Origin of the sequence: Streptomyces sp. NPDC059564 (assembly GCF_042735575.1) — a bacterium.
Lineage (GTDB): Bacteria > Actinomycetota > Actinomycetes > Streptomycetales > Streptomycetaceae > Streptomyces.
In genome coordinates this window covers 1-11,260 of record NZ_JBHWBP010000252.1, presented here as the reverse complement: position 1 = coordinate 11,260, position 11,260 = coordinate 1, and the positions used below count along the sequence as shown (strand labels likewise).

Below are 11,260 nucleotides of genomic sequence, written 5' to 3'. Positions count from 1 at the left end.
GCGCGTAGAAGGCGAGTGGCCGGGTGCCGACGGGGCCTGGAGGCGGCTCGCGCCCGGTCGTCGTCCCCGGGCACGACCACCACGGCGACGGTCAACGTCCCGTCCGTCCACCGACGGACGGGACTCGCTTCTCAGGCGGCGCCGACCTCCGTGGCCTGCGCGAGGTCGGCCGCCTTGGCGACGGCCGGCCGGGGCTTGCGGATGAGCGGGACCGTCGCGCACGCGGCGAGCAGGGATGCCAGGGCGACCGCGTACCAGCAGTGCTGGAACGCGGCGACAGCGTGTCCGGGGGCCGGGGTGCCGAGGAGGCCTACCAGGATCGCGACGCCGAGGACCGCGCCGATCTGGCGGCCCATCGAGGTGATGGCCGAGCCGGTGGCGAAGCGGGCCGGCGGCAGGGCGGCCGCCGACGCCCCGGTCAGGACCGGGAGCGTCATGCCGACGCCGAGGCCGGTCAGCATCATGCCGGGCAGGAGCGAGGCCGCGTAGGCCGAGCCGGTGTCGAGCGTCGCGGCCCACCACAGGATGCCGGCCGAGAACAGGACGGTTCCCGCCAGCGCGATGCGGCCCGCACCGAATCTGGCGACGGCGGGCCCGATCCGCAACGCGACCGGCGGCACCAGCAAGGGGCCCGGCGCGATGGCGAAGCCGGTGCGCAGAGCCGAGTAGCCCCACACGCCCTGGCACCACAGCACCGCGCCGAGCAGCATTCCGGCGAAGGCGACGGTGAACAGCGTCAGGGCGGCCGCGGCGGATGCGAACGCCGGAACCCGGAGCAGCGGCAGCTCGACGATCGGCACCGGGTGGCGGGCCGAGCGCAGGACGAACCAGACGCCGAGCAGCACCGCGGCAGCCAGGCCGCCGAGGGCGCCGGCGCTCGTCCAACCCCAGTCAGGAGCCTTGACCAGGCCGAGCGCGAGCGTTGCGATCGATCCGGTGAGAAGGGCGGCGCCGAACAGGTCGGGCAGCGGACTCTTCTCCGCCCCGGCGGCCCTGGGCGACGGCAGCACCTTGACACCGAGCGCGAACGCCGCGATCCCCCCTGGCACGTTGACGATGAACACCCAGCGCCACCCGGCCTCGACCAGCAGCCCGCCGGCCACCGGCCCGAGTCCGGCTGCGATCCCGCCGATCGACGCCCAGGCCCGCACCGCCCCGGCGCGCTTCTCGGGCGCAGTCGTGTCGAGCAGTAGCGCGAGCGACGTCGGCATCAGCAGCGCGGCGCCGGCGGCCTGCACGAGCCGTGCCGCGACCAGCGTCCCGACGTTGGGAGCGAGTGCGCAGCCGACCGAGGCGAGGGTGAACACCGCCAATCCGGTCAGGAAGACCGGCTTGTGGCCGGAACGGTCGGCGACGCGGCCGGCGACTACGAGGAGCGCCGCGAAGACGATCGCGTAGCCGTTGAGGACCCAGGAGAGTGAGCCGAGGCCGCTGCCGCCGAACGAGCGGCCGATCGCAGGGAGGGCCACGTTGACGATGAAGAGGTCGAGGTTCGACATGAAGACCGCGGCCGCGACCGTCGCGAACACGGCTCGGGACACCCTTTGTGGGTTTGAAAATCCAACTGTCATGGCTCGGAGGCTAGCCGTGTGAGTTTGAAAACACAACGGACTCGGGAGAGGATGGGGGCGTGACCTCGAACGCGAAGCAGGGCGAGAACTCGGTTCCGCACCCCGAAGTGCCCGGTCGGCCGTGCTCCGTGGCCGCCGCGCTGCAACTCGTCGGCGAACGCTGGGCCCTCCTGGCGATCCGCGAGATCTTCTACGGCAACCAGCGCTTCGACCGGATCGTCCGCAACACCGGCGCCCCCCGCGACCGCCTCGCCGCCAGACTGCGCGAACTGGAAGGGGCGGGCGTGGTCGAGCGCCGCGCCTACAGCGAGCGCCCATTGCGCTTCGAATACCACCTCACGGAGGCCGGCCGCGATCTCGCACCGGTGATGCGCGCGCTGCTGGCCTGGGGCGATCGCTGGGCGGTGGACACCCCGCCGGTCGCCTTCCGGCATCGCGGCGGGCCCGGCTCCGAGCACGACACCGAGCACGACCTCGATCTGACGTCGACGTGCCGGACCTGCGGTGAGGAGGTCGGGTCGGCAGGTCTCACGATCGACGTGCGGGCGCCTGGATGGGATCGGGCCGGGCCGATCGAAGGCTCCTGAACTCAGCAACGGTCAGGAGTGAAGCGGCCGCCTCGATCGGCAAGCTCCCGATGGATCTCAAGCTGCTGGAAGCCCACGGACGAAAGTCTGAGCCAGGGCCTCACCGGCGCACGGGGACCACGGGTGTCGGCCTGCGCGGCCGTCAGGACACTAGCGTCCCGGCTGCCTGCCTGCCTGGGTGGTGGGTCAGACCACGGCGAGCCGGTCCACCAGCAGCTCCACCCTCCGCTCGGCGTCCCCCGGCGGCAGTCGTCCCGCCCGGGTCAGCGTCGCCACCCGGTGCAGGGCCGCCCCACCGCGGCCGCGCTGCTGATCCTCAGCGGGGTCATGTCGATTCTGCTGCTCGCCCCGATCAACAACCGGGTCATGACGTGGACCGCCGACGGCCTGCCGACTGACTGGAACCAGCGGATGAACCGCTGGGACCGCTTCCCCTACGTCCGCGTCGCCGTCATCATCGCCGCCTTCGCCCTGCTGGTCACCACGCTCGTCTGAGCTCGCGGTCCGAGACCGCCCGCCCGACTGCCCGGACGGCCCCACGGAAGGCAGTTCCCGGCTGAACGGGCGGTTCAGAACCTCGATGATCTCGGTTTCTCCTGCTCAGCGCAGTTGCTCGGCCAGTCCGACGATGATGCCCTCCGGGCCGCGGACGTAGCAGAGCAGATAGCTGTCCTCGAACCGGGCGATCTCGCCGACGAGTTCGGCGCCGTGCGGGCGCAGGCGGGCAACGGTGTCCTCGATGTCGTCGACGGCGAACATGACGCGGTGCGTGCCCAGGATGTTGTGCGGCCGGTTGCGCGGCCCGGCGCTGATCGCCGCGGGGCTGCGGTACTTCGCCAGCTCGAGCCGGCTGTGACCGTCCGGGGTCCGGACCATCGCGATGTCACAGCGGACGCCGTCGAGTCCGGTGCACTGGTCGGCGACGAGGCCTTCGACCTCCGCCCTGCCCTCCAGCTCCATACCGAGTTCCACGAAGAACGCGACGGCGGCATCCATGTCATCGACGACGATGCCGACGTTGTCCATCCGCTGAATCGCCATGCTGGTTTCTCCTTCTTCCTCGTGCGGCCGGTGGTGGCCGCTGATGTCCCTGGGACGGAGCCGGTGGCACGTTCTCGACATCCTCAGACCGCCGAACTCCGAAATACCTGGATCGCGCCTCAGCACCGCTACAGCAGCATGACGACGATCAGCCGCAGCGCGCCGTCCCCGCTTTTCAATGCTTCCTCGACTATTCGCAGCGTGCACCCTTGAGCATTGCGCCACCCCGGTCAATTCACGATGCCGGGTCACCCTTGGCGGGTGGAGTTCGGGCACCGGGCCCTCGTCGTCACCCCGCTTCGGCGGGCGGGTGCTGGCGAAGGACGGGTTCCCGGACCGGGTGGTCGCCGCCGGGCAGCTCCCCGGCGGCCTGGTCCTGGCCGACTTCGTAGCGCGGCCATGCTCGCCCAGTGCCTGGTCACCCACGACCGCGTTCATGGGGATGGGAAGACCTCCCATGCGGCCACGCGGCCACGCGCCCGGTGCATGGCTGGGATGCGACCGATCTTGAGCAGCGCCTCTGCGTTGCGTGGTGGTATCGGTCCTATGGACAGCCAGCGGCGCATTCTCATCGTGGCTTACGACGACGCGCAGATTCTAGACATCGCCTGCCCCAGCGGCGCTCTGGACATAGCCAACCGGTACGGCGCGTCCCCTCCCTACGCCATCGAGCTGGGCACCCTCGGCCGCCGTGCCGCCCGTAGTTCGGCCGGGATCGTGCTCGGGGCGGGGCGGGGACTGGAGGCGGTGACCGGACGACTGGATACGTTGATCGTCGTGGGCGGGGTCGGGTACGAGTGCGCGGCCGCGGACGGGCGGTTGCTGGCACAGGTTCGGCGGCTGGCCGAGCGCAGCCGGCGCGTCGCCTCCGTCTGCACCGGCACCTACGTGCTCGCCGCCGCGGGGTTGCTGGACCATCGGCGGGTGGCGACGCACTGGGGGTACGGCGAGCAGCTCGCCGCCCGCCATCCCGCTGTGGCCGTTGACGTGGGGCCGCTGTACATCCGCGACGGCAACGTCTACACCTCTGCCGGGGTCACCAGCGCGCTCGACCTGACGCTGTCACTGATCGAGGACGACCACGGGCCGACGCTGGCCCGTGCCGTTGCCCGTGAGCTCGTCTCGTACCTGCACAGGCCCGCCGATCAAGCCCAGATCAGCATGTTCCTGGCCGCTCCACCGCCAGGTGACCGCCTGGTACGGGACCTCTCCGGCTACATCGCCGGCCACCTGGCCGAGGACCTGACGCCCGGGGCGCTGGCGGCCCGGGCGGGAGTGAGCCCCCGGCACCTGACTCGCCTGTACACCGCGCACCTCGGGACGACCCCGACCAGGGCTGTGCGGGCGGCCCGTACGGAAGCGGCCGCGCATCTGGTGCGGTCCAGCGGGCTGTCGCTGGCCGCGATCGCCCGCCGGTGTGGGTTCGGGTCGGCGCAGACGATGCGGCAGGCATTCCTGGATCACTACGGAGTCAGCGGAGACAGGATTCGCAGGATGCCGGACATGCCGCGAGCACGCGTCCCGTCGGGCCAGAAGACTCCCGTGTCATGACGAATTCAGCGACACGCAGGGCTCTACTGCGCGGGACCGTGGCCACCGCCGCGCTCGCCGCCGCCGGCGCCGCGACCCAAGGCGGGTTCGCACACGCCGAGCGGCGGGGTGACGGAGGGCTGGACGTCGGCATCCTGCTGTATGACGGCTACAGCCTGTTGGATCCCACAGGCCCCGCGGAGGTGCTGTCCCGGCTGCCGGGTGCGAACGTGACGATGGTCGCCGAGCGTCGAGGACCGGTCCGTACGGACACGGGGGACGTGGCTGTGGTGGCCGAGCGTTCGATCGCCGAGCTCGATCGCCTGGACGTCCTGCTCGTGCCGGGCGGTGGCAATCGCGGCACGGTCGGGGCGATGGAGAACCAGGCGCTGCTCAGCTGGATTCGCCGAATCGACCGCCACAGCCGGTGGACGACCTCGGTGTGCACAGGAGCGCTCGTCCTTGCCGCGGCGGGGCTGCTGGACGGACGACGGGCAACGACGTACTGGGCCTCTGCCGACTATCTGCAGTCCCATTTCGATGTGACCTATCTACCTCAGCGCTACGTACGTTCTGGGAAGATCATCACGGCGGCGGGGGTCTCGGCAGGCCTGGACATGGCCCTGTACCTGGCGTCCCTGATCGCCGGAGACACCACGGCGAAGGCGATCCAGCTGGCGATCGAATACGACCCGCAGCCCCCGTTCAACGCTGGCAATGCCACGGACGCCGACCCCCAGCTCAAAGAACTGGCACTGCGGTTGCTGGCCTAATCGCAGGTGTGACGGGCTCGACGGTGGAGGTGGCGGCTCGGTGGCGCGGCCTGGGGGTGGTCAGCCGCTCCGTGGCGGACGTTCCGCCGGCGGCAGCCGCTGTGTGATCAGGTCGAACAAGTCCGTCAGTGGCTTACCGACGTCCTGGCCGAACTCGGTCAGCCCGTAGGTGACTTGGGGCGGCGTCGTCGGCTCGACCTCCCGCCAGACCAGGCCGTCCTGGACCAGCGTGCGCAGTGTCTGAGCGAGCATCTTCTCGCTGATGCCCTGGATGCTGTCGCGGAGCTCGTAGAACCGGAGGTCGTTGCTCCGCAAGGAGATCAGCACCCAGATACCCCACCTGCTGGTCACGTGGTCGACCATGTCGCGCGCAGGGCAGTCGGTGTGAAACACCTCATAGCGATGGCCCGGCTCGGCCTGCGTCAGCTGCGCGCCTTCCTTCATGTCCGGAGCTTACCTCTGGGTATGTTCTTACGAAAAGTAAGCCCGGCTCCTAGCGTCAATTTCCGCAGTGCACAACGGAGTAGGAGCTGAACATGATCGTGGTGACCGGGGCTACCGGGAATGTGGGCCGCCCTTTGACGCAGGCCCTGGCCGAGGCGGGCGAGCAGGTGACGGCGGTGTCGCGGAACGCGGCGGCGGTGCCGGACGGGGTGCGGCACGTGCCGGCCGACTTGGCCGAACCGCAGAGCCTCGCCCCCGTGTTGGCGGGGGCGAAGGCGCTGTTCCTCCTGCTGTCCGGCGACCTGCACGCCCCCGAAGCCAGGCCGGCCGACATCATCGACCTGGCCGCGGCCGGCGGGGTCCGCCGGGTCGTCCTGCTGTCTTCGCAGGGCGTGGCGACCAGGCCGCTCGGCCCGTCGCGGATCGCGATGCGCGCGGTGGAGGACGCGCTGAGAGAGTCCGGCCTGGACTGGGCCGTCCTGCGACCGGGCGGCTTCGCCTCCAATGCCCTGGCCTGGGCGGAGTCCGTCCGCACGCAAGGGACGGTCGCCGCACCCTTCGGCGATGTCGGGGTTCCGGTCGTCGACCCGGCGGACATCGCCGAGGTCGCGGCGGCCTGCCTGCTGGACGACCGGCACGCCGGCGGAGTCTTCGAACTGACCGGGCCCGAGGTGATCACGCCGCGCCGGCAGGCGGAGGCCATCGCCGCCGCGCTCGGCTCGCCGGTGCGGTTCCACGAACTCACCCGCGAGGAGGCCAAGGCCGCGATGACCCGGTTCGTGCCGCCGGAGCTCGCCGACGACACCCTGGACATCATCGCCGCCCCGAACCCCGCCGAACTGCGGATCAGCCCGGACGTGGAACGAGTCCTCGGCCGCGCCCCGCGCCCCTTCAACGACTGGGTCGCCCGCAGCATCGCCGCTTTTCGCTGAGGCGTAAGTCAGCTGAAGCACCCGCGCCTGATGTGCCGAGCGAGCTCATGGGGAGGGGCCCTGGGACTCGCCGTTGGCTTCGCGCTGGGACTTCCGGTCGGGGCGGAAGCGGGCGCTGCCAAGCGCTTCGTCTCCGCCCCGACCCCGCCGTGAGGCCGTATCAGGGCCAGGGGAACGTGACCCAGTACTGCTGCGCGCACTTGAGCGGGGAGCCCGTGTTGTAGCCCAAGGTGAAGGCGGTCGTGCGCTCGGACTTGTTGCCGTGCGGCTGGTGCGCGCCGATGGTGGTGTCGGCCGCGGACATCAGCGCCTTCACCGCCTGCCCCAGGTCCGCGTGGCGGACCATTCCCTGGCTGTAGGCGTACTTGGCCCAGTTGCCGCTGAAGCAGTCCGCGATGAGCTCGGACTCCTTCACCGGAACGGTGTCGCCGTTCTCGTCCAGGACGGGTGCGCCGTCCTTCATCTGCACGATGGCAGGGAGGTTCAGCTGAGTCATGTACTCCTGGGTCACCTCGTGGCCGTACTCGTGCGCCATGACGGTGGCCACCGCGAAGGCGCTGGTATCGGCTTGCAGGTTCATGGCCGCGCCCACGGGAAAGTGGATCCCACCCGTGAAGGTGGTGCCCTCCTCGTTGGTCCAGGTATCCGCCGGGCAGTAGAAGTAGTTGTCCGTGTCGGTCTGGACCGGCTCGGACAGGCATTTGCTCACGGACTCCTGCCCGGAACGGATGAGCGAGTAGTACGTGGACGGCCCGGTCAGCTTCTCCTGCTGGAACCGGTTCTTCCAGTACTCGTCGATCTTGCCGAAGGCGAACGTCAGGTACGTGGCGAGGCCGTCCGGAGTGTCGGTGGGTATCCCCTGGGCGTACGGCGCCGGAGCGGTGGGGCTCGGCGGTGGCAGCGGATCTCCCGTGGCCGGTCCGGTGGACGGACCGGCCACGGCGAAGGCGAGCGCGGCCATCAAGGTGGTGCACGAGGTCGCACCCGTGCGTCGTCGCATGGCGGACTCCCTTTCGGAGACCTTCCCTTCCTCCACCGTGCGCCCGCCGGGCTTCCCCGGCAACAGCTGCTATTTGACCTCAAGGTCAAGAACGGTGTTACGGTGGTGCCATGGGCAGGCCGAAGCAGTTCGATCCGGACGTGGCGGTGGAGCGCGCGATGGGCGTGTTCTGGCGCAAGGGGTATGCGGCGACGACGCCTCAGGACCTGGTGGATGAGCTGGGCATCGGCAAGGGCAGTTTGTACAACACCTTCGGCAGCAAGCACGCGTTGTTCGAGCGGGCGCTGGCTCGCTACCGTGACGCGCAGGCCGCGTGGCTGGCGGAGCTCCTCGATCATCCCGGTTCGGCGAAGGACCGGTTGCGGGGTGCGCTGGAAGCGCTGGTCGAGCTCGACCTGGGCGACCAGGACCGGCGTGGCTGTATGGCGGTCAATACGGCCGCCGAGCTGGCCCTCTCGGACGCCGGGGCGGCCGACAGCGTGCGCAAGATGTTCGCCCGTACGGAGAGCGCGTTCCGGGCGACCGTCGAGGAAGGCCAGCGGGCCGGTGAAATCGACGGCGGGCGTGACGCGGCGGCGGTGGCCGCCTGGCTGCTCGCGACGGTGATCGGCATGCGGGTGCTGGCGAAGACCGCCGAGGATGCCACGCAGCTGGAGCGGGTCGTGGATGCGGTGATGGGGTCGCTGTAATCGGCAGCATCGGCCACTGGTCCAGCTCCCACCCCCTGGTTGGACGACAACGGGCCGAGGGGACCGGGAGGATATCTACTCCCGGTTGGTCTTCCATGTGAGCCACCCGCAGATCCCGACGGCGATCGCGATGACGAACCAGTCCGGCCCTTCGACCGACCATGACTCCTCCGGGTCGACGACATGGACGATGGCCGCGATCACGCCCAGGATCACCGTGGCGATCACCAGCCTGCGGAAGAATCCGAGCACCGACGGGCCTTCCGGGGGCGTCGAGGCGGGCGGGGGCAGCGCGTGTGTCGGAGCGGGTACGCGCGCCGGCTCGAACCCGGGCCTGCGCTCCTGCTGCTCATGCTGTCGGCGGCTGTTCTCGAGGAGCCGGAGCGCCCGGGCGACGTTGACGAACGCCTCCCGTTCGGCCGGCACGTACGTCGGCTCCGGTGCCCGGGCCGGCTCGTGCACGGGTCCCCGCTCCCGCTTCACCTCCTGGTGCGGACGGCGGAGGTTCTCGAGTTGCCGGAGGGCTTGGGCGACTTCGGCGGCGCTCGCGTAGCGTTCGCCGGGCTCTTTCCGTAGCAGCGTCAGTACGAGTGCGTCCCAGTCGGGCGGGATGTGGCCGGCGATCGTGCTGGGGGCGGACGGGGTCTCGGTGAGGTGGGCGGTGAGGTAGCCGATCGTGTCGGGGGCCTGGAACGGCAGGCGGCCGGTGATCAGCTCGAAGAGGAGGCAGCCGAGCGCGTACAGGTCGCTGCGTGCTTCAGGGCGACCGCGTGCCTGCTCAGGGGCCATGTACGGAGGCGTGCCCACGATGAAACCGGTCTGGGTGAGCCGGTTCGCCGTCGCGTAGGGATCGGCGGCGCGCGCGATACCGAAGTCGCGGACCTTCACGGCACCCGGCGCCGTCACCAGTACGTTCGAGGGCTTGATGTCCCGGTGAAGGACGTGGGCACCGTGGGCGTCGGCCAAGGCGTCACAGATCTGCGCACCCCATCGGGCCGCGTCCGGCAGGGCGGCGGGACCACGGCCTATGACCGCGTCGAGCCCCTCGCCGCGCAGGAGCTCCATGACGAGGAACGGCGCCCTGCCGCCCTCGATGCCGGTCTCACCGAGGTCGTGGATCGTCACGATGTTGGGGTGCTGCAGCACCGCGGTGATCCGCGCCTCGCGCAGGAATCTCGCGCGCACCTCTTCGCCCCTGCTTCCGCCTCCGGCCAGCAGCGCGATCACCTTCACCGCCACGAGGCGCCCCAGCACCTCGTCCCGCGCCTCCCAGACCTGCCCCATGCCGCCTTCGCCCAGTTGCCGTAACAACTGATACCGGCCCCCGAGAAGCTGACCCTCCATCGCCTCGCATCCCCCTGTCCCGCCCTTCGCCGCGAACCGACGTTCAGCAGAATCATCACTCGGACGGCACACCCGGCGCAGTTGTTCGGCCTGAACCCCGACCCCGACCCCGACCCCGCCCGGCCGTGGCCGTCGACGCACCCGGCAGCGCCGGGGCTCCGATCGGTTCGTGACCCCGTGACGGCTGGGTTCCGGATCCGCCTCGGCAGCGACATCGAGTCGAACAGGCACCCGGCCGTCTGGGAGACCGAGGCGCTGTTCAGCCTGAAACGTCAAGCGACGAGCTCACTGTTCCTTGGGGGCGATGGCCATGAGCAGCCGGACGTACGGGGACCAGCGGGCGCGCCGCGCCGGGTGCTCGGCACGGTCGAGGCTGTCCTCCAGCAGTGCGTCGTGCAGCCAGCGGTAGGCCAACGGCCAGCTCAGCCGGGCGATTCCGGTGACCCGCATCGACAGGGTGTGCCGTAGCACCGTGCGTCCGTCGTCGACCGGCAGCGCGGCGTACTCGTGGAAGCCGTGGAAACCGCGGGGGCCGCTGAAGGTGAAGCGGATCCAGGTTCCCGGGACGTACGCGGCGACCGTGTAGCGGACCGGGCCGTGGCCCCCTTTCGCGCCCGCGGACAGCGGGCGGTCGAACTCCATGGGAGACCAGGTCCGGTGCGGCCAGAGCCGGTCGGCCGGCCCGTCGGAGAGGGAGTCGAGGAGGGCGCCGGCCTCGGCCGCCGTCATCGGCAGCAGGCGTTCGTGGACGTTGTGGACGGGCATGGCGAGCTCCTTCAATTGGAGAGCAACCTCTAATTGAAGTGGAGAGTACTCTCTGATTCATGCCGAGACCACCCCGCTTCGACGCCGACGAGCTCCTCGACGCCGCCGTCCTCCTGGCGGCCGCCGGCGGCCCGGCCGCAGTCACGATGTCCGCCGTCGCCCAGGCCGTCGGCGCGCCCAGCGGATCCGTGTACCACCGCTTCCCGGGGCGCCCTGCGCTGCTCGCCGAGGTGTGGCTGCGTACCGTCGAGGGCTTCCAGGAGGGCTACCTCGCCGCGCTCGACGGCGACCCCGACCCCCGCAGGGCCGCCCGCGCCGGCGCCCGGCACGTCGTGTCCTGGAGTCGGGCCCATCCACGGGAGGCGGCGCTGCTCCTGTACGGCGCCGAGGAGTTCGGCCGGGCCGGCTGGTCCGAGGAGCACCGGGAACGCGCGGATCGGGGCAACGAGCGGGTGTTCGCCCGCCTCGGCATGGTCGGCGCGGCCTTCGGCCTGACGGGGCCCGAAGGCCGGGACCGGATCGCCCTGGCCCAGATCGACCCTGTCACTTATACACATCTGAAGCAGCCCACGACATAGGTCGTG

At 70.6% G+C, this 11,260-nt stretch carries 12 protein-coding genes and 2 pseudogenes; 7 read left to right on the top strand and 7 right to left on the bottom strand.

All coding sequences use genetic code 11. The features are described from left to right. Nucleotides 1-131: 131 nt before the first annotated feature. Entirely contained in the window at nucleotides 132-1,529 is a 1,398-nt protein-coding gene (locus ACFV0Q_RS30270) for an MFS transporter (protein WP_385009548.1), read from the bottom strand. Nucleotides 1,530-1,630: 101 nt separating this feature from the next. Between ACFV0Q_RS30270 and ACFV0Q_RS30265 the strand changes: the two genes are divergently transcribed. Then, complete coding sequence (locus ACFV0Q_RS30265; RefSeq protein ID WP_385009547.1) at nucleotides 1,631-2,158, top strand: winged helix-turn-helix transcriptional regulator; 528 nt, start codon at nucleotides 1,631-1,633, stop codon at nucleotides 2,156-2,158. A gap of 186 nt (nucleotides 2,159-2,344) precedes the next feature. Here ACFV0Q_RS30265 and ACFV0Q_RS30260 read toward each other — a convergent pair. Beyond that, nucleotides 2,345-2,449, bottom strand: a pseudogene (locus ACFV0Q_RS30260) (TetR family transcriptional regulator); the annotation flags it as partial. 3 nt (nucleotides 2,450-2,452) lie between these two features. Between ACFV0Q_RS30260 and ACFV0Q_RS30255 the strand changes: the two are divergent. Continuing rightward, nucleotides 2,453-2,653, top strand: a pseudogene (locus ACFV0Q_RS30255) (anthrone oxygenase family protein); the annotation flags it as partial. 105 nt (nucleotides 2,654-2,758) lie between these two features. Here ACFV0Q_RS30255 and ACFV0Q_RS30250 read toward each other — a convergent pair. Further along, nucleotides 2,759-3,199, bottom strand: coding sequence for a VOC family protein (locus ACFV0Q_RS30250; protein WP_385009546.1), 441 nt, complete (start codon nucleotides 3,197-3,199; stop codon nucleotides 2,759-2,761). Nucleotides 3,200-3,745: 546 nt separating this feature from the next. Here ACFV0Q_RS30250 and ACFV0Q_RS30245 point away from each other — a divergent pair. Together ACFV0Q_RS30245 and ACFV0Q_RS30240 are read left to right on the top strand one after the other, a co-directional pair. Then, complete coding sequence (locus ACFV0Q_RS30245) at nucleotides 3,746-4,750, top strand: GlxA family transcriptional regulator (protein ID WP_385009545.1); 1,005 nt, start codon at nucleotides 3,746-3,748, stop codon at nucleotides 4,748-4,750. Between the two features lie 119 nt (nucleotides 4,751-4,869). Then, nucleotides 4,870-5,502 carry a DJ-1/PfpI family protein gene (locus ACFV0Q_RS30240; RefSeq protein ID WP_385009549.1) on the top strand — a complete coding sequence of 211 codons (633 nt, stop codon included), beginning with the start codon at nucleotides 4,870-4,872 and terminating at the stop codon, nucleotides 5,500-5,502. Between the two features lie 60 nt (nucleotides 5,503-5,562). Here ACFV0Q_RS30240 and ACFV0Q_RS30235 read toward each other — a convergent pair whose 3' ends face one another. Next, nucleotides 5,563-5,946 carry a winged helix-turn-helix transcriptional regulator gene (locus tag ACFV0Q_RS30235; protein WP_385009544.1) on the bottom strand — a complete coding sequence of 128 codons (384 nt, stop codon included), beginning with the start codon at nucleotides 5,944-5,946 and terminating at the stop codon, nucleotides 5,563-5,565. 92 nt (nucleotides 5,947-6,038) lie between these two features. Here ACFV0Q_RS30235 and ACFV0Q_RS30230 point away from each other — a divergent pair, with 92 nt between their 5' ends. Continuing rightward, nucleotides 6,039-6,878 carry an NAD(P)H-binding protein gene (locus ACFV0Q_RS30230; protein WP_385009543.1) on the top strand — a complete coding sequence of 280 codons (840 nt, stop codon included), beginning with the start codon at nucleotides 6,039-6,041 and terminating at the stop codon, nucleotides 6,876-6,878. A 160-nt stretch (nucleotides 6,879-7,038) separates the two neighbouring features. Here ACFV0Q_RS30230 and ACFV0Q_RS30225 read toward each other — a convergent pair whose 3' ends face one another. Beyond that, nucleotides 7,039-7,878, bottom strand: a complete 840-nt coding sequence (locus ACFV0Q_RS30225; protein WP_385009542.1) for a neutral zinc metallopeptidase — start codon at nucleotides 7,876-7,878, stop codon at nucleotides 7,039-7,041. A 110-nt stretch (nucleotides 7,879-7,988) separates the two neighbouring features. Between ACFV0Q_RS30225 and ACFV0Q_RS30220 the strand changes: the two genes are divergently transcribed. After that, the gene (locus ACFV0Q_RS30220) at nucleotides 7,989-8,567 is read left to right on the top strand and encodes a TetR/AcrR family transcriptional regulator (protein WP_385009541.1); all 579 of its coding nucleotides are present in this window, start codon (nucleotides 7,989-7,991) and stop codon (nucleotides 8,565-8,567) included. A gap of 75 nt (nucleotides 8,568-8,642) precedes the next feature. Here the strand turns inward: ACFV0Q_RS30220 and ACFV0Q_RS30215 are convergent, their stop codons facing one another. Further along, nucleotides 8,643-9,911 carry a serine/threonine-protein kinase gene (locus ACFV0Q_RS30215; RefSeq protein ID WP_385009540.1) on the bottom strand — a complete coding sequence of 423 codons (1,269 nt, stop codon included), beginning with the start codon at nucleotides 9,909-9,911 and terminating at the stop codon, nucleotides 8,643-8,645. A 285-nt stretch (nucleotides 9,912-10,196) separates the two neighbouring features. Beyond that, nucleotides 10,197-10,676 carry an SRPBCC family protein gene (locus ACFV0Q_RS30210; protein ID WP_385009539.1) on the bottom strand — a complete coding sequence of 160 codons (480 nt, stop codon included), beginning with the start codon at nucleotides 10,674-10,676 and terminating at the stop codon, nucleotides 10,197-10,199. Nucleotides 10,677-10,735: 59 nt separating this feature from the next. Between ACFV0Q_RS30210 and ACFV0Q_RS30205 the strand changes: the two genes are divergently transcribed. Further along, a complete protein-coding gene (locus ACFV0Q_RS30205; RefSeq protein WP_385009538.1) occupies nucleotides 10,736-11,254 on the top strand; it encodes a TetR family transcriptional regulator in 519 nt (172 codons plus the stop codon). Nucleotides 11,255-11,260 lie beyond the last annotated feature (6 nt).

What these genes read in the sequence shown, in the direction of transcription:
- ACFV0Q_RS30250 (WP_385009546.1), bottom strand. Translation starts at nt 3,199, where the DNA reads ATGGCGATTCAGCGGATGGACAACGTCGGCATCGTCGTCGATGACATG.
- ACFV0Q_RS30245 (WP_385009545.1), top strand. Translation starts at nt 3,746, where the DNA reads ATGGACAGCCAGCGGCGCATTCTCATCGTGGCTTACGACGACGCGCAG.
- ACFV0Q_RS30235 (WP_385009544.1), bottom strand. Translation starts at nt 5,946, where the DNA reads ATGAAGGAAGGCGCGCAGCTGACGCAGGCCGAGCCGGGCCATCGCTAT.
- ACFV0Q_RS30230 (WP_385009543.1), top strand. Translation starts at nt 6,039, where the DNA reads ATGATCGTGGTGACCGGGGCTACCGGGAATGTGGGCCGCCCTTTGACG.
- ACFV0Q_RS30225 (WP_385009542.1), bottom strand. Translation starts at nt 7,878, where the DNA reads ATGCGACGACGCACGGGTGCGACCTCGTGCACCACCTTGATGGCCGCG.
- ACFV0Q_RS30220 (WP_385009541.1), top strand. Translation starts at nt 7,989, where the DNA reads ATGGGCAGGCCGAAGCAGTTCGATCCGGACGTGGCGGTGGAGCGCGCG.
- ACFV0Q_RS30215 (WP_385009540.1), bottom strand. Translation starts at nt 9,911, where the DNA reads ATGGAGGGTCAGCTTCTCGGGGGCCGGTATCAGTTGTTACGGCAACTG.
- ACFV0Q_RS30210 (WP_385009539.1), bottom strand. Translation starts at nt 10,676, where the DNA reads ATGCCCGTCCACAACGTCCACGAACGCCTGCTGCCGATGACGGCGGCC.
- ACFV0Q_RS30205 (WP_385009538.1), top strand. Translation starts at nt 10,736, where the DNA reads ATGCCGAGACCACCCCGCTTCGACGCCGACGAGCTCCTCGACGCCGCC.